Genomic DNA, 22,226 nt, shown 5'->3' with positions numbered 1-22,226 from the left:
TCAGGCCGTCCTCTCCAGGACCAGCAGCGAGCGGTCCGGTACGCAGACCGTGCCCCCCGCCTCGACCAGTGTGGTCTTCTCCGGATCCGGTTCCGCCGTGCTGATCACCAGTTCCCACCGGGGACCGAACTCCTCGCCGGGCAGCGTGAAGTCCAGCGGCGCGTCGTGCGCGTTGAACAGCAGCAGGAACGAGCTGTCCCGGTGGCGCTGGCCGTACTGGCCGCGCTCCGGGATGCCGTCGCCGTTGACGAACAGGGCCACCGAGCGGCCGAAGTCGTTGCCCCAGTCCTCGCCGGTCATCTCCCGGCCGTCCGGGGTGTACCAGGCGAGGTCCGGCAGGCCGGACCCGGTGGCCCGGCCGCCGACCGGCAGCCCGGTGAAGAACCGCCGGCGGCGGAACACCTGGTGCCGGTTGCGGAAGTCGGTGAGCCGGCGCACGAACGCGAGCAGCTCGGTGTCGGCCCGTTCCCAGTCCACCCAGGCCAGCTCGCTGTCCTGGCAGTAGGCGTTGTTGTTGCCGCGCTGGGTGCGGCCCAGCTCGTCGCCGTGGCCGAGCATCGGCACGCCCTGGGACAGGATCAGCGTGGCGAGGAAGTTGCGCCGCTGCCGCGCCCGCAGCGCCAGCACACCGGGGTCGTCGGTCTCCCCCTCGACGCCGCAGTTCCAGGAGCGGTTGTGGCTCTCCCCGTCCCGGTTCTCCTCGCCGTTGGCCTCGTTGTGCTTGTCGTTGTAGGAGACCAGGTCGGCGAGGGTGAAGCCGTCGTGGCAGGTGACGAAGTTGATGCTGTGGAACGGGCGGCGGCCGTCGTCCTGGTACAGGTCGGCGGAGCCGGAGATGCGGGACGCGAACTCGGCCAGCGTGGCCGGCTCGCCGCGCCAGAAGTCACGGACCGTGTCCCGGTACTTGCCGTTCCACTCGGTCCACTGAGGCGGGAAGTTGCCCACCTGGTAGCCGCCGGGGCCGATGTCCCACGGCTCGGCGATCAGCTTGACCCGGCCCACCACCGGGTCCTGCTGCACCACCTCGAAGAACGTGGAGAGGCGGTCCACCTCGTAGAACTCGCGCGCCAGGGTGGCGGCGAGGTCGAAGCGGAAGCCGTCGACGTGCATCTCGGTGACCCAGTAGCGCAGCGAGTCCATGATCAGTTGCAGCGAGTGCGGGCTGCGCACGTTGAGGCTGTTGCCGGTGCCGGTGTAGTCGACGAAGTAGCGCCGATCCTCCTCCGACAACCGGTAGTAGCTCGGGGTGTCGATGCCCTTGAAGCTCAGCGACGGCCCGAGGTGGTTGCCCTCGGCGGTGTGGTTGTAGACCACGTCGAGGATGACCTCGATCCCGGCGGCGTGCAGCGCCTTGACCATGCCCCGGAACTCCTGCACCTGCTGGCCCAGGCGGCCCAGCGCGGAGTAGCCGTGGTGCGGGGCGAAGAAGCCGATGGTGTTGTAGCCCCAGTAGTTGCGCAGCCCCAGGTCGACCAGGCGGTGGTCGTGCACGAACTCGTGCACCGGCATCAGCTCGACCGCGGTCACCCCGAGCTGCTTGAAGTGCTCGATCATCACCGGGGAGGCGATCGCCGCGTACGTGCCGCGCAGTTCCTCCGGGATGCCGGGGTGACGCATGGTCAGCCCGCGCACGTGCGCCTCGTAGATCACCGAGTGGTGGTAGGGCGTGCGCGGCGGCTTGTCGTTGCCCCAGTCGAAGTACGGGTTCACCACCACGGACTTCGGCATGAACGGCGCCGAGTCGACGGTGTTCATCCGGTCCGGGTCGCCGCCGACCTCGTAGTCGTAGACCGACGGGTCCCAGGAGACCTCACCGTCGACCGCCTTCGCGTACGGGTCGAGCAGCAGCTTGTGCGGGTTGCACCGCAGTCCGTTGGCCGGGTCCCACGGCCCGTGCACCCGGAACCCGTAACGCTGGCCGGGCTCCACGCCCGGGATGTAGGCGTGCCAGACGTACGCGTCGACCTCGCGCAGCTCGACGCGCCGCTCGGTGCCGATGTCCCACTCGTCGAACAGGCAGAGCTCGATCTTCTCCGCCACCTCGGAGAAGATCGCGAAGTTGGTCCCCATCCCGTCGTAGGTGGCACCGAGGGGATAGCTCTCGCCCGGCCAGACCTGCATGTCGCTCCTTCGGGCCCATGATCGTGAGCGCACCGGACGGGGGACGGCCGATGCGCACGCCGTTCATGCCCCGCCTCACGCGCCGCCAATCCACCCGTTCGGACCGTAACCGAAACGATCGGGTGTTGTCCGTCACGATCGCCCTTTTCGAGATGCGGGTTCGCGCCGGATGGACTTTCCTGGATCGCGGACACGCGCCCGCGCGTCTCCGCCCGGCCGTTCGGCCACCCCTCACCACTCCCTTCCGCCGCCACCGATGCCGGCGTGTCCTCCCCTGCCATGGACGGAGATCGACGTGACCTCTCTGCGGGTCGGCGCGCAGCCCGCCACCGCGACGGACCGGCTCCACCGGCCCACCCTGACCTCCCGCCCGACACCACCGCCGCAGCCCGGCGCCGCGCCGCGGACCCGGCGCATCCTCATGCTGTCGTGGGAGTACCCGCCGGTGCTCGTGGGTGGGCTCGGTCGGCACGTGCACGCGCTCTCCGTCGCGCTGGTCGCCGCCGGGCACGAGGTCACCGTGGTCACCCGGCACGCCGAGGGCGCGCCGCTGGAGGAGTACGCCGACGGTGTGCGGATCGTCCGCGCCGCCGAGGACCCGGTGACCTTCCCGCTGGCCACCGGCTCGCTGCTGGCCTGGACCATGGCGTTCAACCACACCCTCACCCGGGCCGCCCTGCGCGCCGCCGAGTCGGGCGCCTACGACGTGATCCACGCCCACGACTGGCTGGTCGCGCACACCGCGATGACGCTGCGCGAGCACCTCGACGTGCCGCTGGTGACCACCATCCACGCCACCGAGGCCGGCCGGCACCAGGGCTGGCTGCCGGAGGAGATGAACCGCACCATCCATGGCGTCGAGCAGTGGCTGGCCGGTGAGTCCGGCCGGGTGATCGTCTGCTCCGGCTACATGCGCGACGAGGTGGGCGCGCTGTTCGGCGTGGAGCCGGCCCGGGTCGACGTGGTGCCCAACGGGGTCGAGCCGCACCGCTGGCGAGTGCCCGCCTCGGCGGTCGCCGCCGCCCGGGCCCGCTTCGCCGGCGACGGCCCGCTGGTCACGTTCGCCGGCCGACTGGTCTACGAGAAGGGCGTACAGCACCTGCTCGCCGGGCTGCCCCGACTACGCGACCGGCACCCCGGGCTGCGTGCGGTGATCGTCGGCGACGGTCCCTACAAGGCTGACCTGGAGGCCGAGGTGCACCGGCTCGGGCTCGGCGCCACGGTCAGCATGCCGGGCTTCCTCGGCGGCACCGACCTGCCCGCGGTGATGGCCGCCTCGGACTGCTTCGCGGTGCCGAGCATCTACGAGCCGTTCGGCATGGTCGCGCTGGAGGGCGCGGCGGCCGGCGCGCCGCTGGCGGTGTCCCGCACCGGTGGGCTGGCCGAGATCGTCGAGCCGGGCGTGACCGGGATGACCTTCGCCCCGCACGATCCGGACGGCCTCGCCGAGGCGGTGCACGCGCTGCTGTCGGACCGGGAGCGGGCCCGCGCGCTGGCCCGGCGCGCCCGGACCATGGTGCACGAGCAGTACGGCTGGGCCGCCATCGCGTCCCGCACGGCCGCCGCGTACGCCGCCGCCATCGCCGGGGACCCGGCGTTCACCGCGGCCCGGGCCGAGCAGCGCATGGCCGCCGGCCGTGCCCTGCCCGCCCTCCCCGAGGGAAACCTCCTCACCGCCGCCGGCCTGCGGTGAAAGGAAGGGCCCCCTCTTAACGCCTCCGGTAGAGGAAGGGCCCCCTTTTAACACCTCCCGCACCCCTGCACACGCGCACGACAGAGGCCGCCCACCCGAGCCGGGTCGGCGGCCTCCGTCGTCAGCCTGTCTGTTAAGAAGGGGCCCCTGCTCTACCTCAGGCGTTAAGAGGGGGCCCTTCCTTGCACCTCAGCGGTCGGCGGCGGGGAGGTAGTCCCGCTCGGCGGCACCGGTGTAGATCTGCCGCGGACGGCCGATCTTGGTCTCCGGGTCGTTGATCATCTCGCGCCACTGGGCGATCCAGCCCGGCAGCCGGCCCAGCGCGAACAGCACCGTGAACATCTTGGTCGGGAAGCCCATGGCCTTGTAGATCAGCCCGGTGTAGAAGTCCACGTTCGGGTAGAGCCGGCGGGAGACGAAGAAGTCGTCGGCGAGCGCGATCTCCTCCAGCTGCATCGCGAGGTCCAGCAGCGGGTCGGGCTTGGCCATCCGGCCGAGCACGTCCTGGGCGGCCTTCTTCACGATCGCGGCGCGCGGGTCGTAGTTCTTGTAGACCCGGTGGCCGAAGCCCATCAGCTTGACACCGTCCTGCTTGTCCTTCACCTTCTGCACGAAGGTACGGACGTCGCCGCCGTCGGCCTGGATCTTCTGGAGCATCTCCAGCACGGCCTGGTTGGCGCCGCCGTGCAGCGGGCCGAACAGCGCGTTCACGCCGGCCGAGACCGAGGCGAACAGGTTGGCGTTGCTGGAGCCGACCAGCCGCACGGTGCTGGTGGAGCAGTTCTGCTCGTGGTCGGCGTGCAGGATGAACAGCATGTCCAGCACCCGGGCCACCACCGGGTCGACCTCGTACGGCTCGGCCGGCACGCCGAAGGTCATCCGCAGGAAGTTCTCGACGTAGCCCAGCGAGTTGTCCGGGTAGAGCAGCGGCTGGCCGATCGACTTCTTGTACGCGTACGAGGCGATGGTGGGCACCTTCGCCATCAGCCGGATCGTGGACATCTCCACGTGCTCGGAGTCGAACGGGTCCAGGCTGTCCTGGTAGAAGGTCGAGATGGCGCTGACGGCCGAGGAGAGCACGGCCATCGGGTGCGCCTCACGGGGGAAGCCGTCGAAGAAGCGACGCATCTCCTCGTGCAGCAGCGAGTGCCGGCGGATCCGGTCGCTGAACTCGGTCAGCTGGGTCTGGCTCGGCAGCTCACCGTAGATCAGCAGGTAGGAGACCTCCAGGAAGGAGGACTTCTCGGCCAGCTGGTCGATGGGGTAGCCGCGGTACCGCAGGATGCCCGCGTCACCGTCGATGTAGGTGATCGCGGACGAGCAGGACGCGGTGTTGACGAAACCGGGGTCGTACGTGGTCATCCCGGTTTCCTTGAGCAGCTTGCTCACCCCGATGCCGGCGGGGCCCTCGACCGCGGACTGCACCGGCATCGACAGCTGCCCACCGGGGTGGTCGAGCTTGACTTCCGTCATCTGTTCCTCGCTTCGCCGGCAAGATCTTCGTTGAATTGCCTTCGCTTCTACCGTAATCACGGTGCGGCGGACAACGCTCGGCATGGTTTCGGGGTGAGGTATGCGTCACCTGATTCCCGACTTGCCGGGTCGGAAACCGGGTGGGAGCGCTGCCGGTCAGGACAGGGTGAGCCGCCGCAGCTTCCCGTCGGCCTGCACCCGGTAGAGCTCGAGCCGGTTGGCGCCGGCGGCGAACAGCCGGTCGTCGGGGAGGAACGCGGCGAACCGCCGGCCACCGGCGTCCGGCGGCACCACCGGCACCACCGCGCCGACCGTGCCGTTGACCGCGACCGCGAGCCGCGTGCCGTCCGGCACCGACGGGGGCACGGTCCCCCAGACCAGCGCCGGCAGCGCACCCCGCGCCGGGTCGACCGCGTCGAACGCGGCGAGGTTGGCCACCGTGGCGGAGCCGCCGGCCGGCACGGCGCCGACCCGGGTGCCGACCAGCGGGTCGGTGGCGGGCAGCGGTACGGGAGCGGGCACCCGGCCGGTGATCGTGACGGGTTGGCCGGGCCGGTCGTAGAAGCGTTTGTCGGCGCGCTCGCGCGGGGTGGCGTTCGCCGAGCGGCCGTCCATCGACCAGGGCACCCGCATGTGGGTCTCGTCGGCGACGGTCGGCAGCAGGTCGACGTGTTCCCAGTTGCGGTCGTCGACCCGGCCGGTCCGCTGGCCCGGCTCCTTGACGAACATCGGCACCCAGGCCACCTGGTTCGCGGCGTGGTCGATGGCGTCCATGCCGCGTCCCTGCCAGTCCTGGCGGAAGCTGACCCCGTGGTCGGCGGTGACCATGACCAGCGCCTTGTCGTAGAGGCCGGTGGCGCGCAGCGTCCGCAGCGTCTCGCCGATCAGCCGGTCGGTGTAGCCGAGCTGGGCCAGGTGCCGGGCCCGGGCCAGGTCCACCCAGCCGGCGCCGTCGTTGGGCAGGTCCTCCGGCGCGTCGTAGCGCGCCCCGGAGGGCAGGTACGTCCACGGCGTGTGCGGCATGAGCAGGTGCAGGAAGTGCAGCGTGGGCCGGTCGGCGGGGCGCAGGCCGGCCAGGAACGCGGTGAACCGGGCGGGCTGGTTGTCGTCGAGGGTGTCCCAGCGGAACTTCGGGTCGTCGGGCACCGGCTCGGCGGCGTCCAGCCCGACCTCGGCCGCGGTCTGCTCGCGGTAGGAGTCCTCGGGGTCGACCCGGCTGTCCACCGGCGCGGCGAGCTGGCGCAGCAGTTTCCCGCTCTCCCGGGTCAGCACGCCGAGCCCCTGTTCCGGGGTGACCGCCTGCTCGCACCGGCTGGGCGGGCAGAGCCGGGTGATGCTCTCCTCGGCCTTTATCTGGTAGAGGCCGCCGAGCGCGGTGAACAGGTTGTCCGGGTACTGCGAGTAGTGCGGCGCCGCACCCCGCTCGGGGTAGCGCCCGGTGAGCATCGCCGGCAGCGCGTAGGGCGTCCAGCCGCTGACCCCGGTGGCGTTGCGGTACCAGGTCGACCCGGCGGCCAGCGCGGCGAAGTTGGGGTAGCGGGCCGCGTCGATCCGCCCGTCGGGACCGAGCAGCGACACCAGCGGAAGCTCGTCCAGCACGATCATGACCACCGGCGGGTGGGCGCCGGCGCCGGCGGTCCCGGCCGCGCCACCCTCGCCGCGCGGCAGCACCACCGCCGAGGCCGGGGACGCGAACAGGAACAGCCCGACGAAGACCACCGGCCCGAGCGCGGCCACCCGCAGCATCCGGCGCAGCGCCCGCCACCGCCGGTGGGCGGCCGCCGCGGCGGCCCCGACCAGGCCGGCCACGACCAGCAGGGGTACGCCGCGCAGCGGCGTGACGTGCCGGCCGACCTGGACCGCCAACGCGGCGAGCAGCAGTCCCACGATCACCGTGTGCACCACGGCGCGGGTGACCCGTCCGGCGAGCAGGGACAGCGCGCCGAGCGCCGCGAACGGCAGCGTCGGCACCAGCGCGATCAGGGCGACCAGCAGCAGCACGTCGCCGCGCGCGGCGCGGTGGAACAGGAAGAAGTCGGGGCTGCGACCGAGCACGTCCAGCAGCGGCTGGGTGACCACCAGCCCGACCAGCGCCGCCACCTCCGCCAGCCGCGCCGCCTCGGCCCGCCAGCCGGCCCGCCGCCGGGGCCGGTCGGTGTCCGGCGGGCGCTCCCGCGGTGGCGCGAGGACGTCCTCAGCCACCCACCACCACCTGGTAGAGGGTGCGGGTGCTGGACGGCAGCTCGGTGCGGGCGACCACCCGCCCCCGGCGGGCCAGCAGCGCCTCGAAGGTGTCCCGCCGGTAGTCGGGGAAGAGCCCGTCCGGCTTGTTGGCCAGCAGCCGGCGGGCCATCGGGTCCTCCGGGTGGACGAACTCCACCACCAGGACGCCGCCGGTCGCGGTGAACGCGGTGAGCTGGTCCAGCACCTCCGGCAGCGGGACGTTGCGGCCGATCGCCAGGTGGTGCACCACGGCCAGGGCGAGCACCACGTCGGCGCGGGCCCGGTCGGCGAACGCGGCCCGTTCGACGCCGCGCCAGCCGCCGCCGGGCGACGGGTCGGCCAGGTCCAGCACCAGCGGCAGGATGCGCTGCTCCCCCTCGTCGCGCAGGGCGCGGTAGAGCGCGTCGACCACGACCGGGTCCTGCTCGACCGCGACCACGTGCGCGGCGTGCCGGGCGGCGATGCGGGCGTACCGGCCGTCGTTGGCGCCCAGGTCCAGCACCGTGCCGGGGCCGGTGGCGGCGACGGCCCGGTCGACGAAGGTCTCCTTGGCCTGCCGGTCCGGCACCGAGTACGCGCAGGTGCGCTGGTAGTCCGTCCAGTGGCTGTCGCCGGGCCGGTGGTCGAGCCGGCGGACCAGCTTCGTCAGCCCGCGTACGGTGGCCCGGGCCAGTTCCCGGGAGAAGCCGGCGTCGCGCAGTTGGGCGCGGACGTCGCTGGTGCTGGCGGCGGAGTTGCGCGCCTGCATCGCGCCGTGCAGGTGCACGTGGGTGGGTACGCCGGCCCGCCACCGTCGGGTCCCGGCGAACAACCGGCGCATCTGGTCCGGCTCGATCCCGTCGACGCGGGCCCGCAGGAACGGCTGGAAGTCCAGGCCGAGGTGGGCCTGGACGAGCAGGGGGTAGAGCAGCGTCTGGCAGAACTGCCGGTAGCCGGCCCAGGGCTCGCCGTCGCGCAGCGCCTCGAAGGAGCCGACGTCGATGAAGACCGGCCGGGCGCCGCGCCACTGCACGTTGTAGGCCGAGCCGTCCTTGGTGGTGAAGCCGGCGTCCAGTGCGGCGCCCAGCACGTCCAGGTGCAGCAGCGCCGCGTCGCGCAGCATCGCGTACGACCACTCGTAGGGGTGCGACACGAACGGGATCCGCTCGTGTCGCAGCACCGCGGCCCAGGGCGCGTCGACCGGTGTCGGGGTCAGCTCCTCGGTGCCGACGACCTGACCGGTGGCGGTCAGGTTCCGGAAGAAGTCGGCGGCGGACAGGGCGCGCCAGTCGCGGGCGGAGCGCTCGTCGAGGCCGCGCAGCACCTCGTGGCCCCGGTGGAAGACGCGGTTGCCGGGGTCGCGGAACGAGCCGGGCTCGACGCGTACGCCGGTGTCGGGGATCGTCACGCCGGTCAGCCCTGGTCGGTGGGCTGACGGCGGAAGCGGGACACCAGGCGGCGCCAGTAGAGCTTGGCGGCCACGGCCACTCCGGCCACCCCGCCGACCACCGCCTGCACGATGAGACTGCCGGATCCCGCGTCCAGGTAGGCCAGGTGCGTCACGGCTGCTTTCCTTCCCTCGCCGGTCATCGGAGCGCAGCCCGGTATGCGAGCTTTGTTGCTCTAAGCCGGACTTGTCACTCACCGTACGCCCTGCGATCCGGACGCGCGGGCACACCGGTGACTCGTCCCCCGTCCGATCCGTTCAAGACCGCAGCGGCCCGCGCGGCCTAGCGTGGCGGTCATGACACCGCAGTTCGATCTCGTCGGGACGGTCGTCACCGACATGGCCCGCACGCTCGACTTCTACCGCCGGCTGGGGCTGCCGATCCCGCCCGGCGCCGACACCGAACCCCACGTGGAGGTCACCCTGCCCTCCGGCGTACGGCTGGCCTGGGACACCGAAGAGATGGTGCGCAGCTTCCACCCCGCCTTCGACCCGTCCGGCGGCCACTCCCGGATGAGCCTCGCCTTCCGCTGCGCCGACCCGGCGGAGGTGGACCGCTGGTACGCCGAGCTGACCGCCGCCGGCCACCACGGGGAGCTGCCGCCGTGGGACGCCTTCTGGGGCCAGCGGTACGCGGTCCTGCACGACCCGGACGGCAACGGCGTGGACCTGTTCGCGCCGCTGTCCGCCGACTGACCACCCGCCCGGGCACCGCGGGCGGGTCCGGCCATTCGCGCCGGGTCAGCCGCCGAGCAGGCGCGTCGGGGGCACGCCGGCGATCTCCCGGACGTCGCGGGTGAGGTGCGCCTGGTCGGCGTACCCGATCCGGGCGGCGACCTCGGCGAGCGGCGCGCCGCCGTGGGCCAGGTCGAGCGCGCGACGCATCCGCAGGATCCGGGCGAGCGTCTTCGGGCCGTACCCGAACAGGGCCAGGCTGCGCCGGTGCAGGGCCCGCGCCCCGAGGCCGACCTCGGCGGCCGTCGCGGCGACCGTCGCCCCCGCGGCCAGCCGGGCGGCCACCCGGGCGCCGAGCGGGTCGGGGCCCCCGGCGGCCGCCAGCCGGGCCCGGGCGACCTCGGCCAGGACCACCGCGCCGGCGTCCGACCAACCGGCGGCGGCGGATGCCGCCTCCTCGACCCGCGCGGCCAGGACCTCCGCGTCCCGCCCCCAGAGGTCGGCGAGCGGGACGCGGAGGTCGCGCAGCTTCTCCGCCGGCACCCCGAACACGGTCGGGCCCGTGCCCGGCGGCAGCCGCAGCCCGATCCACCGCTCCCCCGGCGCCGACCGGGACAGGTGGGCGGTCCGGTCGGGGCCGGCGACCAGCAGGCCGGCCCGGCTGGACCAGAGCAGGTCCAGGCACCCGTCCGGCAGCACCCGGGTCCGCCCCGCGCCGTCGGACACGCTCGCCCACCGCACCGCGCCCCGGATCCGCTCCTCGGCCCGCTCCCGGTACATGCCTCCAGCCTGCCACCCCCGGCGGCGGGTCGTGACGGTCATGGGCGGTGGTGCATCGCCAGGCGGAGCAGCAGGAACCGCAGCGCGGTCGCGGCGAGGTTGGCCGCCACCAGGACGACCAGCTCGACCGCGCGCGGCGGCGCCGTGAGCGCGTGCAGGACCGCCAGCGCGCCACTGGTCAGGGCCAGCCCGAGGGCGAACGCGAGCAGCCCCTGGAGGTGGTGCCGGCCGGCGTGCCGGCGGCCGGTGACGCCGAAGGTGAGCCGCCGGTTGGCCGCCGTGTTGGCCACCGCGGTCAGCAGCAGCGCGAGCAGGTTCGCCGGTTGCGCCCCGAGCGGCCCACGGGCCGCCACGAAGATCACCAGGTACGCCACCGTGCTGGCCACCCCCACCGCGGCGAACCGGACGAGCTGGCGGGGCAGCCCCACCGGCACCTGGGCCGGCGGCGCCGGCAACGGGGCCCGGCCGAGCTGGGCGCGCAGCCGGGGCAGGGGCAGCGCGCCGGTGAGCAGCGCCCGGGCCAGCCGCCCGATCCCGCGCAGGTCGGCCAGCGCGGTGGCGACGATGTCGACCCGGCTGTCCGGGTCGTCCACCCAGTCCACCGGCACCTCGTGGATCCGCAGCCCGGCGCGCTGGGCCAGGACCAGCAGTTCGGTGTCGAAGAACCAGCCGGTGTCCCGTACCAGCGGCAGCAGCTCCGCCGCCACGTCGGCGCGGATCGCCTTGAACCCGCACTGCGCGTCGGAGAAGCGCACCGCGAGCGTGCCGCGCAGCAGCAGGTTGTAGCCCCGGGAGATCACCTCCCGCTTCGCGCCCCGGACCACCCGGCTGGTCCGCGCCAGCCGGGTGCCGATGGCCAGGTCGGAGTGGCCCGAGATGAGCGGCGCGACCAGCGGCAGCAACGCGGCCAGGTCGGTGGAGAGGTCCACGTCCATGTACGCCAGCACCGGCGCCGGCGAGGCGGACCAGGCGGCGCGCAGCGCCCGGCCCCGCCCCTTCTCCGCCAGGTGCACCACCTCCACCCCGGGCAGTTCGGCGGCGAGCGCCTCGGCGACCGCCCGGGTGCCGTCCACGCTGGCGTTGTCGGCCACCGTGATCCGGAACGGGTACGGGAAGTGCGCGGTCAGGTGCGCGTGCAGCCGCCGGACACAGGGGCCGAGGTCGGCCTCCTCGTTGTAGACCGGGACCACCACGTCCAGCACCGCGCCCTCGGCGGTGGGCCGGGCCCGTACGGCGGCCCGGGGCTCCTGCGTGAAGGTCATCGCTCAGCCCTGCCTTCCGCTGCTCAGGTCGTAGACGGTCACGCCGTCGACGGTGGTGGCGGTGAAGGTCTGCGCGACCCAGGCGGCGATCTGGCCCGAGGCGTCGCTGCCGCCGTCGGCCCGGAACCCGCCGCCGCCGATGAAGTAGTGGACGCGTCCGTCGGCGACGTACCGCTGGAACTGGGCCAGCGTCGGCGACGGGTCGCTGCCGTTGAAGCCGCCGATCGGCATCACCGGTTCACCGGTGGCGAGCTGGTAGCCGGAGGCGTTGTTCGAGCCGATCGTGGCGGCCACCCAGGTGTAGTCGTCCGCCTCGGCGGTCAGCAGCGCCGTCATCTCGGCGCTGGGCTCGCGGGCGTCGAGCAGCCCACCCATGCCGCCGCCGCGCTGCCCCCGGCTCCCACCGTCCGGGCCGGTGCCGCCGTTCTGACCGCCCGGCATGGCCGGCGGTTGGCCGCCGCCCGGGAAACCCGGGACGGCGCCCGTCCCGTTCGACCCGCCGTCCTGGCCGCCCGGGAGGCCGGGGAACGCGCCGGTGCCGCCGCCGCCCGGGAAGCCCGGGAACTGGCCGTTGCCGCCGCCCGGGAAGCCCGGGAACTCTCCGCTGCCTCCGCCCGGCATCCGCCCACCGGGGAAGCCGCCCCGACCGCCGGGCCCGAAGCCGCCCGCCACGAACGGCCCGGCACTCGGGATCGCACCGGTGTGCGGGGTGGCCGCCGTCTGCAGCGCGTACGCCGCCGGCCCGGCCAACCCCACCGCCAGCCCGACCCCCACCACCACAGCGCCGAGCCACCGTCCCGCGCGCCGCCCGCGCCAGGCCGGGGTGACCAAGGAGTTCGCGTCGGCTCCGGCCCCGCCGCCCGACGCCAACTCCTTGGTCACGGGGGCGGGGGTGGTGCGCGGGAGGAGGGAGAGCAGGAGAAGGAGGGCCGCCACGGCCAGGCCGGTGACCAGCACGGTGGTGCGCAGCCAGGGGTACCACTCGGGGCTGCGCCCGAGCAGGTGCCACGACCACCAGGTGGTGACCGCCAGCGTGCCGGACAGCACCAACGTGGCGACCGGACCGCGCCACCGGCCCGCGAACGCGGCCGTCGGTCGACGCCACCGCACGGGTCCCGTTGGGGCCGAGCCGCCGTCCGCCGGCGTGACGCCCGCCGACGGAACCGGGCCGGTCGGCGCCACGCCCGCCGGGGGAACCGGGCCGGTCGGCGCGACACCCGCCGGGGCGGTTCGGGCGGCCCGCCACAGCAGGGTGACGCCGATGCCGACGATCCCGCCGATCGCCGGGGCGAGGGCGACGGTGTAGTAGGCGTGGAAGATCCCGGACATGAAGCTGAAGATCAGCCCGGTGACCAGCAGCCAGCCGCCCCAGAGCAGCAGGCCGGCCCGGGTCCGGTCGGTACGCGGCGCGCGCCCGGCCAGCCACAGGCCGGCGACCAGCAGGATCAGCGCGGCCGGGAGCAGCCAGGAGATCTGCCCGCCGACCTCGGTGTCGAACATCCGCAGCAGGCCCGCCTGGCCGGAGAACGGTCCGCCGCCCCCGCCGCCCGGCCGCCCTCCCCCACCGACGCTGCCCACCTCGTCACCGGTGATCCGGCCCAGTCCGTTGTAGCCGAGCGTCAGCTCCAGGATGCTGTTGTGCTGCGAACCACCGATGTACGGACGGGCGCTCGCCGGCACCAGCTCCACGATCGCCACCCACCAGCCGGCGGAGACCACCACGGCCAGCCCGGCCAGCAGCAGGTGGCGGATCCGCCGGCCGGGCCCGGTCGGCGCGGCCAGCAGGTAGACCCCGGCGAAGACCGGGATCACCAGGAACGCCTGGAGCATCTTGGTCAGGAAGCCGAGACCGACGAGCGTCCCGGTCAGCGCGAGCCACCGGGCGCTCGCCGTCTCCACCGCCCGCACCGTCGCGTACGCGGCGGCGACCAGCAGGAACACCAGCAGCGCGTCCGGGTTGTTGAACCGGAACATCAGCGTGGCCACCGGGGTGAGCGCGAGCACCGCGCCGGCGAGCAGACCGGCCGCCGGGCCGTACCAGCGGCGGACGGTGGCGTACAGCACGCCGACCGAGGCGACGCCGAGCAGCGCCTGCGGCACCAGGATCGACCAGCTGCTCAGCCCGAACAGCCGCACGGAGAGCGCCATCAGCCACAGTGACGCCGGGGTCTTGTCCACGGTGATCGAGTTGGCCGCGTCCGAGGAGCCGTAGAAGAACGCCTCCCAGCTCTGCGAGCCGGCCTGCACCGCGGCCGAGTAGAACGCGTTGCCCCAGCCGGACGCGCCCAGGCCCCACAGGTAGAGCAGCCCGGTCGCGGCCAGCAGGCCGAGCAGTGCCGGGCGGGCCCAGCGCGGGTCGCGACCGGGCGGACCGGCCGGCGGGTCCGCCGGGGTCGGGCTCGACTGGGGTACGGGCGCGGCGGCCGGCCCGGTCGCGGGCGGGCCGGCGGTCTCGGTCGCGGGCGGGCCGGCGGTCTGCGCGGTCAGCAGGCTCTCGGATCTGTCCATGCCGGCAAGCCTCGGAGAGCGCGCTGACCCGCCCCCGTGAGCGGCCTATGCGTCGGCTGTGGATCCCGGCAGCCGGACGGTGAAGGCGGTGCGGCCGGGGTGGCTGTCCACCTCGACCCGCCCGTGGTGGGCCTCCACCACGGCGGCGACGATGGCCAGGCCCAGCCCGGTGCTGCCGTGGGCCCGCGAGCGGGAGCCGTCGCCGCGGGCGAACCGCTCGAAGACCTCCGGTTGCAGCTCCTGCGGGATGCCCGGCCCGTCGTCGACCACGCGCAGCTCCACCCCGTCCGGGACCGGGGCGAGGCGGGTGGTGACGGTGGTGCCGGGCGGGGTGTGCACCCGGGCGTTGGCGAGCAGGTTCGCCAGCACCTGGTGCAGCCGGTGGGCGTCGCCGGTGACGGTCAACGGCTCGTCGGGCAGGTCGAGCTGCCACCGGTGCTCCGGGCCGGCCACGTGCGCGTCGCTGACCGCGTTCACCGCCATGGCGGTGAGGTCGACCGGCTCGGCGCCGAGCGGACGGCCCGAGTCCAGCCGGGCGAGCAGCAGCAGGTCGTCGACGAGGCTGGTCATCCGGGTGCTCTCCGACTCGACCCGGCGCAACGCGTGCGCCACGTCGGGCGGCACCTCCTGCCGTCCGCGTCGGGCCACCTCGGCGTAGCCCCGGATGGCGGCGAGCGGCGTGCGCAGCTCGTGGCTGGCGTCGGCGACGAACTGGCGTACCCGCGTCTCGCTGGCCTGCCGGGCGGCGAGCGCGGCGGCGACGTGGCCGAGCATCCGGTTGAGCGCGCCGCCCACCTGCCCGACCTCGGTGCGGGGGTCGGTGTCGGCGGCCGGCACCCGCACCGACAGGGCCACCTCGCCCCGGTCCAGCGGCAGCTCGGTGACCCGGGCGGCGGTGGCGGCGACCCGGTTCAGCGGGCGCAGCGTGCCCCGGACGATGAGCGCGCCGAGGCCGCCGGCGATGACCAGCCCGGCGCCGATCACCCCGGCCTGCGCCACCACCATCCACATGACGGTGTCCCGGACCGGGGCCAGCGGGATGGCCAGGACCAGCACGTCGCCGTCGCCGCGCGGGGAGTTCACCGCGATCGCCCGGTAGTCTCCCCGCTCGCCGACGTCGACGGTGCGGGGACGGGCGGCGGGGCGCAGCGGGGCGAGCGCGGCCAGGTCGGCGGCGGACACCGCCTCGGCGCCGCCGCTCTCGAGCCGGACCTGCCCGGCGGGGTCGCCGGACGCCGGCACCCGCACCGCGATCGAGCCCGGCGGGAAGCCACCCGGCGGCGGCGGCGCCCCCTCCGGGCCGAACGGCAGCCGGCGTCCGGACGGGTCCGACCGGTACGGGTCGGGGCGGCCGACCCAGCGTTCCAGGTCGTCCGGCCGGCGGTCGCCGAAGGTGAGCTGGTTGTCGATCTGGCCGACCAGGAAGTGCCGCAGGGCGACCGTGGTCAGGCCGCCGATGCCGACGCTGACCAGGGCCAGCAGCGCCACCACCGAGAGCACCAGCCGCCGGCGCAGCGACCAGCCGGCCAGCCGCCGGCGCAGCCGTCCGCCCCGGTCACTCCGCGGGTCTGAGGACATAGCCGGCCCCGCGCAACGTGTGGATCATGGGCGCCCGGCCGGCGTCGATCTTCTTGCGCAGGTACGAGATGTACAGCTCGACCACGTTGGCCTGGCCGCCGAAGTCGTAGTTCCAGACCCGGTCGAGGATCTGCGCCTTGCTGAGCACCCGGCGCGGGTTACGCATCAGGTAGCGCAGCAGCTCGAACTCGGTCGCGGTGAGCGTGATCAGGTCGTCGCCCCGGCGCACCTCGTGGCTGTCCTCGTCGAGGCTGAGGTCGCCGACGGTGAGCACCGCCTCCTCCCGGGCGGCGACCGCGAACCCGGAGCGGCGCAGCAGGGCGCGCAGCCGGGCGATCACCTCCTCCAGGCTGAACGGCTTGGTCACGTAGTCGTCGCCGCCGACGGTGAGCCCGGCGATCCGCTCCTCCACCGCGTCGCGGGCGGTCAGGAAGAGCACCGGCACGCTGGGCGACTGCTCGCGCAGCCGGCGTAGCACCTGGAAGCCGTCGAGGTCGGGCAGCATCACGTCGAGCACCACGGCGTCCGGCCGGAACTGCCGGGCCGCGGTGACCGCCGCCATCCCGCTGCCGGCGGTGGTGACCTGCCAGCCCTCGTAGCGCAGGGCCATGGAGAGCAGGTCGGTGAGGGTGGGCTCGTCGTCGACCACCAGCACCCGCACCGGCTCGCCGTCCGGTCGGCGCAGCTCGATCCGACCCTCGGCGGCCTGCCCGTTCATGACCATGCTCCCCATCGTGGGCGCACCCGCTGTACCGGGGCTGTCCCGATCCTGTGTACCAGCTGTGCGGGGCGCGCGGGGGGAACCGGGCGGAACGGTCGGCCTTCCCCGGCAGGCTACCCGGTGGTAACTTGCCGGCATGTCCATCGACGGTCGTCCCGCCGGCCCGCTGGCCGGCAAGGTGGTGCTGGTGACCGGCGCGGCCCGGGGCATCGGCGAGCACACCGCCCGGCTCGCCGCCGCCCGGGGCGCCCGACTGTCCCTGGTCGGGCTGGAGCCAGAGCGGCTGGCCGCGCTCGCCGCCGAGCTGGGGCCCGGACACGTCTGGTTCGCCGCCGACGTCACCGACCAGGCGGCGCTCACCGAGGCGGTCGACGGCACGGTGGCCGCGCTCGGCGGGATCGACGCGGTGGTGGCCAACGCGGGCGTCGCCAACCGGGGCACGATCGCGGTCGGCGACGTCGAGGCGCTGGTGCGTACCGTCGAGGTGAACCTGGTCGGTGTCATGCGGACGGCGGCGGCGACCGTGCCGGCGCTGATCGACCGCGGCGGCTACCTGCTGATCGTCTCCTCGGCCGCGGCGTTCGCCGCGCTTCCCGGCATGGCCGCCTACTGCGCCTCCAAGGCCGGCGTCGAGCACTTCGGCACCGCGATCCGGCTGGAGCTGGCGCACCGCGGCGTGGCGGTCGGCACGGCACACCCGTCCTGGGTGGACACCGACCTGGTCCGGGAGGCACGGGCGGACCTGCCGGCGTTCGAGAGCGCGCTGGCGAAACTGCCCTGGCCGATGCGGCGGACCACCACGGTCGCCGAGTGCGCCGAGGCGTTCGTCCGGGCGATCGAACGACGCCGCCGCCGGGTGTACGTGCCACGCGCCGTGGGCGCCGTGCAGGCGGTGCGGTCGCTGCTGGTCAGCCCGCTGGCCGACCGACTGGTCGGGCGGACCGCACGGGTCACCGTCCCGCTGATCGAGGAGCAGACCCGGGCTCTGGGCCGGGGTTTCGGCGCGAGCACGCCGGAGGCCGGCCGGTGAGCGCGCCGGTGGAGGTGGTGTTCGAGCGGCGCGGCGCCGGGCCGGCGCTGGTGCTGCTGCACGGCATCGGTCACCACTGGGGCGCCTGGCTGCCGGTGCTGGACCGTCTCGCCGAGACGCACGACGTGATCGCCGTCGACCTGCCCGGCTTCGGTCGCTCCCCGGTGCCGACCACCGGCCTGCCCGCCGACATGCCCGGGCTGGTCGCCGGGATGGTCGAGCTGTTCGCCGCGCTCGGCCTGGAGCGACCGCACGTGGCCGGCAACAGCCTCGGCGGGGCGCTCGCCCTGGAACTGGCCGCCGCCGGCGCGGTCTCGTCGGCCACCGCGCTGTCGCCGGCCGGCTTCTGCACCCCGCGCGAGCTGCGGTGGGCCCTCACCGTGCTCACCCTGCACCGCAACGCGGCGCGGCTGCCCGAACCGGTGCTGCGCCACCTGTTCGCCGCGCCGGCGCTGCGCGCGCTGGCGATGGGCATGATCCTGGCCCGGCCGAACCGGATGGCATTGGACGTGGCGCTGGCCGACGCCCGCGCGCTGCGGCAGGCGCGGGCGTTCCGCGCGGTGGCCCGCGCGGGCCGGGGGTACGCGTTCGCCGGCGCCCCCACCGTGCCGGTGACGGTGGCCTGGGGCACCCGGGACCGGATCCTGCCCTACCGCCAGGCGGCGCTGGCCCGCACCCGGCTGCCCGCCGCCCGGCACCTGGACCTGCCCGGCTGCGGGCACGTGCCGATGCACGACGACCCGGACCTGGTCACCTCGGTCATCCTCGACACGACCGGCGTCCGCCCGGTCTGAGCGTCACTCGGTCGCGCCGAACGGGTCGGTGCGCACGTAGCGCATCGTCCAGCCCTCCGGGCCGGCCCGGTTGCCGCGCTCGTAGAGATGGTCGGCCACGCCGTCGGCCGGTCGGTCCGGGTGGCGCAGGATCCACCGGGGCGGCGGCGTGCCGTCCGGCTCCGCGGGCAGGTCCCGGACCAGGTCGTCGGCCGGGCCGCCGACGAACCGTACGCGCACCGAAGCCACCGTCACTCTCCGTTCCGCTGTCGACACCCTCGCCGCGAAGCTACCCCGGCCGGACCGGAACCCCCGGCGGTTTGCACAGGTCGGGGCCCGGGTAGCGGGACCGGAGGGGACCGGACGAGACAGGGAGTGGTCGATGAGGACGCTGGGCGGGCGGTACGAGCTCGAACAGCGGGCCGGCCTGGGAGGCATGTCGGAGGTCTGGCGGGCCCACGACCGTGTGCTCGACCGGACCGTCGCGGTGAAGCTGATCTCGCCCAGCCTGGACGGGGACGTCGGCGCGGTGCAGCGGATCCGGTCCGAGGCCCGCTCGGCGGCGCGGCTGGTGCACCCGAACGTCGCCAGCGTGCACGACTTCGGCACCGCCGAGCTGCCGGACGGGCGGCCGGTGCCGTACATCGTGATGGAGCTGGCCGAGGGCGAGACGCTCGCCGCCCACCTGCGCAACGGCCCGTTGGACTGGCGGATCGCGGTGCGGGTCTGCGCCGAGGTGAGCGCAGCGCTCGCCGCCGCGCACGGGCACGGCATCGTGCACCGCGACGTGAAGCCGGCGAACGTGATCCTCACCCCGTACGGGGTGAAGGTGCTCGACTTCGGCATCGCCACCCCGGCCGGAGCGCCCGACCACACCCCGGAGGGGGTCGTCGTGGGCACCCCGGCGTACCTGGCCCCGGAGCAGCTCGACCGGCAGCCGGCCACCCCGGCCGCCGACATGTACGCGCTCGGCGTGCTGCTCTACTACTGCCTGACCGGTCGGCTGCCCTACGACGCCGGAAGCACCACGCAGCTGCTCGGCTCGCGGCGGCGACGGCGGCCACCGCAGCCGCTGCCGGAGATCCCGGGCCTGCCGCCGGAGGTGGCGGAGCTGTGCCGCAGCTGCCTCGACGCGGACCCGGCCGCCCGGCCGACCAGCGCGATGGCCGCGCTGTTGCTGGCCGAGGCGGTGGACGCCCGGGTCTACGTGCCGATGACCGTGACGCTGCCGAGGCAGCGTGCCGCGCAGGTGTCGCCGTGGAACAGCCGGGCGGCCGCCGAGGCGACCGAGGCGATGGCCGTCGACGCGGCCACGAGTGGTCGGGTGGGCTGAGCGTACTGCCGGCGCGGGCCCGGTTTCGCCGGTCGGGGGCCGGGAACCCGGGCCGATGAGTGACGGGAGGAACGCGATGCCGGATCCGAGTTCCTGGCTGGCCGAGACGGCCACGGCGACCGCGGCGGGCGGTCACGTACGCACCGACGACGGCGGTCTCTCCTCCGCCCTGGCGTCCCCGCTGGCGCCGCACTGCACCGGCCTGACGCCGGAGCAGCTCCTGGCCGCCGCGTTCGCCTCCTGCCTGCACCACGCCGCGGTGGAGGCGGCCGGTGAGATCACCGACGAGGCGCACACCGTGCAGGTGACCGCCGAGGCGAAGCTGGGCCGGGACGACGACGGGCGCTACCGGGCCGACGTGCACGCCGAGATCTCCTCGGCGGGGCTGACCCGGGAGCAGCTGGCCGACCTGGTCGCGCACGCCGATCGGCTCTGGCCGTTCTCCAGTGGCGACCCGAGCCGGCACCGGCTCACGGTCACGCCGGCGGAGAACGGCCGGCACTGACCGGTCACCAGCGGAAGCCGGCGGTCACCGCGCGGTGGTCGCTGTCCGGGGTGCGTACCACCCCGGCCGTGGTCGGGGTGAGCCCGCGGTAGAGGACGTGGTCCGGGCGGGTCACCGGCAGCTCCGCCGGCCAGGTGAAACCGAAACCCTGCCCGGCCTCGGCCTGCGCGTCGCCGAGCAACCGGGTCAGCGGGTCGAAGACCCGGTCGGTGGTGGCGGTATTCAGGTCGCCGAGCACGACCAGCCGGTCGGCCGGGTCGGCGCGGACGGTGGCGGCCAGCGCGGCCACCGTCTCGTCGCGGGTGGCGGTGTGCCCGGCCCGGGCCGAGCCCAGGTGCACGACGTACACCACGAGGTCCCCCTGCGGGGCGGCCACCACGGCGCGCAACGCCCGGTCCCAGCCCAGCCCGGTGTCCACGCCGTGGGCCTCCCGGATCGGCCAGCGGCTCCACAACGCGACCGTGGACACAGCCGCCCGGTGCGGGTACCGCTCGGCCAGGGCCGAGGCCACCCGCTCGCCGTCGGCGACCTCCTGCAGGCCGATCAGGTCCGGCGCCGCACCGGCCAGCGCGCCGGCGGTGGCCGCCGGGTCGGGGTTGCCGGCGCGCAGGTTCTGGCTGGCCACCCGCACCGCCGCACCGTCGGCCTCGGCCGTCGGGGGCAGCCACGCCCGCCCGTAGAGCCCGGCCCAGACCACCGCCGGCAGCAGGACCGCGATCAGCGCCCGGCGGGAGCGGCGCAGCAGCGCCGCGAGCGCGAGCAGGGGTACGCCGAGTCCGAGCAGCGGGGTGGCGCTGTCGACCAGGCTGCCCAGCCCGTTGACGTTGGGCACGGCGCGGTGCCCCACGAGGAGCAGCGCGAGCAGCACGGCGCAGGCCACGAGGACGAGCCCTCGCCGGCCCCGACTGCCGGCGGGCTCGCCCGCGGCCCGCGCGTCGACCATCTGCTCCGTCACCGTCCGGATCGTATCGAGCGCCCGCGTGGGCGGGGCGGCCGATCGCGGTACTCGTCGGCGCGGTCCGGCCTCGGTGGATCGGCGTCCGGCCGGCGCCGGGCGACCGGCCCGCCGTGGGCCGAACGGTGGACGGCCGCGGCTGGGGTGGGGCGGAGGGCCGTGCGCCCGATTCTTCCCCGCGAAACCGACATGAGCGATCTTTCGGAGACACGAGGTCTGGACCTTTCATAATCGCTCGACGGCAATGCCGGGGCGGATCATGGCAAATTGTGGCGCATGCCACCAACCGGCCCGATGGCAAGGGACCAGAAGCTTTCTAGCCTCGGCGGGTGCACCCCGACCACCCCGATCATCAGCAGCTGCCCGCGCCGCGCCCGGTTCGCCGAACGATCGACCCGGCATCAGCCGAACGGCGGGTGGGGCGGCACCGCGCCCCCGAGCCGGCCCGGCGCGCCCCGACCCGGTCCGTGCCCGGCCGGATCGCGGTGGCCACCGGCGTGACCTGCTGCCTCGGGCTGATCGGCGTGGCCGGAGTCGGCGAGACCGGCCGGCCCCACGTGGAGGTACGCGAGGCGCTCGCCGACCGGGCCGCCACCGAGCAGCGGGCCTCCCGTGACTTCACCCGCGCCGTACCGCCGGTCGCCGCACCCGTGCCGCCGGCGCCCTCCGCCTCGCCCAGCCCGACGCCGACGCGGAAGAAGGCCCCGAAGAAGGTGGTCCGCCCCAAGCACCCCCGCCCGGTCGCCGGGCTGGACCAGCGACAGATGGACAACGCGAAGGCGATCGTGGACGTCGGGCGGGAGATGAGGCTGCCCCGCCGCGCGCTGGTGGTGGCGGTGGCCACCGCGATGCAGGAGAGCGACCTCTACAACCTGGCCAGCGACGTGCTGCCCGAATCCTTCGACCACCCCCACCAGGGCAGCGGCTCCGACCACGACTCGATCGGGCTGTTCCAGCAGCGGCCGAGCAGTGGCTGGGGCACCGTCGCCGAGATCATGCGACCCGCGTACGCCGCCCGGGCCTTCTTCACCGCCCTGGCCGAGGTCCCCGGCTGGGAGGAGATGAGCGTGACCGCCGCGGCCCAGGCCGTGCAGGTCTCCGCCTTCCCCGACGCGTACGCCAAGCACGAGCAGCGGGCCGCCACGGTGGTGGCGGCGCTGGTCTGAGCGT

General features: G+C 74.6%; 19 protein-coding genes. 7 read left to right on the top strand and 12 right to left on the bottom strand.

Features of this window, described 5'->3' with window-relative positions; all coding sequences use genetic code 11:
• A complete protein-coding gene (gene glgX / locus ACN27B_RS23040) occupies window positions 1-2,121 on the bottom strand; it encodes a glycogen debranching protein GlgX (RefSeq protein WP_091575397.1) in 2,121 nt (706 codons plus the stop codon).
• A 295-nt stretch (window positions 2,122-2,416) separates the two neighbouring features.
• Between glgX and ACN27B_RS23035 the strand changes: the two genes are divergently transcribed.
• Complete coding sequence (locus ACN27B_RS23035) at window positions 2,417-3,814, top strand: glycosyltransferase family 4 protein (RefSeq protein WP_422741509.1); 1,398 nt, start codon at window positions 2,417-2,419, stop codon at window positions 3,812-3,814.
• A gap of 189 nt (window positions 3,815-4,003) precedes the next feature.
• Here ACN27B_RS23035 and ACN27B_RS23030 read toward each other — a convergent pair whose 3' ends face one another.
• The 4 genes from ACN27B_RS23030 to ACN27B_RS23015 form a co-directional block, all read right to left on the bottom strand.
• Window positions 4,004-5,287, bottom strand: coding sequence for a citrate synthase (locus ACN27B_RS23030; RefSeq protein WP_099161293.1), 1,284 nt, complete (start codon window positions 5,285-5,287; stop codon window positions 4,004-4,006).
• A 156-nt stretch (window positions 5,288-5,443) separates the two neighbouring features.
• Window positions 5,444-7,489, bottom strand: coding sequence for a sulfatase-like hydrolase/transferase (locus ACN27B_RS23025; RefSeq protein WP_422741508.1), 2,046 nt, complete (start codon window positions 7,487-7,489; stop codon window positions 5,444-5,446).
• Window positions 7,482-8,897, bottom strand: coding sequence for a methyltransferase domain-containing protein (locus tag ACN27B_RS23020; protein ID WP_422741507.1), 1,416 nt, complete (start codon window positions 8,895-8,897; stop codon window positions 7,482-7,484). Before ACN27B_RS23020 ends, ACN27B_RS23025 begins: the two co-directional genes overlap by 8 nt.
• A gap of 5 nt (window positions 8,898-8,902) precedes the next feature.
• Window positions 8,903-9,052 (bottom strand): hypothetical protein, encoded by a 150-nt coding sequence (locus tag ACN27B_RS23015; protein WP_172967795.1) that lies wholly within the window; start codon window positions 9,050-9,052, stop codon window positions 8,903-8,905.
• Between the two features lie 181 nt (window positions 9,053-9,233).
• On the opposite strand from ACN27B_RS23015, the gene ACN27B_RS23010 reads away from it, so the two are divergent.
• Window positions 9,234-9,632 carry a VOC family protein gene (locus tag ACN27B_RS23010; RefSeq protein WP_099164614.1) on the top strand — a complete coding sequence of 133 codons (399 nt, stop codon included), beginning with the start codon at window positions 9,234-9,236 and terminating at the stop codon, window positions 9,630-9,632.
• Window positions 9,633-9,677: 45 nt separating this feature from the next.
• On the opposite strand, the gene ACN27B_RS23005 is transcribed toward ACN27B_RS23010, so the two are convergent.
• From ACN27B_RS23005 to ACN27B_RS22985, 5 genes are read right to left on the bottom strand one after another with little or no spacing between them, the layout of a single operon-like run.
• Window positions 9,678-10,391, bottom strand: a complete 714-nt coding sequence (locus ACN27B_RS23005; protein WP_422741506.1) for a helix-turn-helix domain-containing protein — start codon at window positions 10,389-10,391, stop codon at window positions 9,678-9,680.
• Between the two features lie 38 nt (window positions 10,392-10,429).
• A complete protein-coding gene (locus ACN27B_RS23000) occupies window positions 10,430-11,653 on the bottom strand; it encodes a glycosyltransferase (RefSeq protein WP_422741505.1) in 1,224 nt (407 codons plus the stop codon).
• A 3-nt stretch (window positions 11,654-11,656) separates the two neighbouring features.
• The gene (locus tag ACN27B_RS22995) at window positions 11,657-14,161 is read right to left on the bottom strand and encodes an ArnT family glycosyltransferase (protein ID WP_422741504.1); all 2,505 of its coding nucleotides are present in this window, start codon (window positions 14,159-14,161) and stop codon (window positions 11,657-11,659) included.
• Between the two features lie 45 nt (window positions 14,162-14,206).
• A complete protein-coding gene (locus ACN27B_RS22990; protein WP_422741503.1) occupies window positions 14,207-15,739 on the bottom strand; it encodes a HAMP domain-containing sensor histidine kinase in 1,533 nt (510 codons plus the stop codon).
• Window positions 15,717-16,457 (bottom strand): response regulator transcription factor, encoded by a 741-nt coding sequence (locus ACN27B_RS22985; protein WP_422746042.1) that lies wholly within the window; start codon window positions 16,455-16,457, stop codon window positions 15,717-15,719. The genes ACN27B_RS22990 and ACN27B_RS22985 overlap by 23 nt, the downstream gene beginning before the upstream one ends.
• Window positions 16,458-16,596: 139 nt before the next feature.
• Here ACN27B_RS22985 and ACN27B_RS22980 point away from each other — a divergent pair, with 139 nt between their 5' ends.
• Complete coding sequence (locus ACN27B_RS22980; RefSeq protein WP_422741502.1) at window positions 16,597-17,490, top strand: SDR family oxidoreductase; 894 nt, start codon at window positions 16,597-16,599, stop codon at window positions 17,488-17,490.
• On the top strand, window positions 17,487-18,284 hold the full coding sequence (locus ACN27B_RS22975; RefSeq protein WP_422741501.1) for an alpha/beta fold hydrolase: 798 nt from the start codon (window positions 17,487-17,489) through the stop codon (window positions 18,282-18,284). Before ACN27B_RS22980 ends, ACN27B_RS22975 begins: the two co-directional genes overlap by 4 nt.
• 3 nt (window positions 18,285-18,287) lie before the next feature.
• On the opposite strand, the gene ACN27B_RS22970 is transcribed toward ACN27B_RS22975, so the two are convergent.
• The gene (locus tag ACN27B_RS22970; protein WP_245666451.1) at window positions 18,288-18,503 is read right to left on the bottom strand and encodes a hypothetical protein; all 216 of its coding nucleotides are present in this window, start codon (window positions 18,501-18,503) and stop codon (window positions 18,288-18,290) included.
• A gap of 142 nt (window positions 18,504-18,645) precedes the next feature.
• Here ACN27B_RS22970 and ACN27B_RS22965 point away from each other — a divergent pair, with 142 nt between their 5' ends.
• Together ACN27B_RS22965 and ACN27B_RS22960 are read left to right on the top strand one after the other, a co-directional pair.
• The gene (locus ACN27B_RS22965) at window positions 18,646-19,596 is read left to right on the top strand and encodes a serine/threonine-protein kinase (RefSeq protein WP_422741500.1); all 951 of its coding nucleotides are present in this window, start codon (window positions 18,646-18,648) and stop codon (window positions 19,594-19,596) included.
• Between the two features lie 76 nt (window positions 19,597-19,672).
• The gene (locus ACN27B_RS22960; RefSeq protein ID WP_098745093.1) at window positions 19,673-20,101 is read left to right on the top strand and encodes an OsmC family protein; all 429 of its coding nucleotides are present in this window, start codon (window positions 19,673-19,675) and stop codon (window positions 20,099-20,101) included.
• A gap of 4 nt (window positions 20,102-20,105) precedes the next feature.
• Here ACN27B_RS22960 and ACN27B_RS22955 read toward each other — a convergent pair whose 3' ends face one another.
• Entirely contained in the window at window positions 20,106-21,056 is a 951-nt protein-coding gene (locus ACN27B_RS22955; protein ID WP_396822152.1) for an endonuclease/exonuclease/phosphatase family protein, read from the bottom strand.
• 329 nt (window positions 21,057-21,385) lie between these two features.
• Here ACN27B_RS22955 and ACN27B_RS22950 point away from each other — a divergent pair, with 329 nt between their 5' ends.
• Window positions 21,386-22,222 carry a hypothetical protein gene (locus ACN27B_RS22950; protein WP_422741499.1) on the top strand — a complete coding sequence of 279 codons (837 nt, stop codon included), beginning with the start codon at window positions 21,386-21,388 and terminating at the stop codon, window positions 22,220-22,222.
• Window positions 22,223-22,226 lie beyond the last annotated feature (4 nt).

The organism is Micromonospora sp. WMMD754, assembly GCF_049315235.1.
GTDB lineage: Bacteria > Actinomycetota > Actinomycetes > Mycobacteriales > Micromonosporaceae > Micromonospora > Micromonospora sediminicola.
Note: the sequence above shows the minus strand (reverse complement) of the source record. Positions and strands in the feature narration are given on the sequence as shown.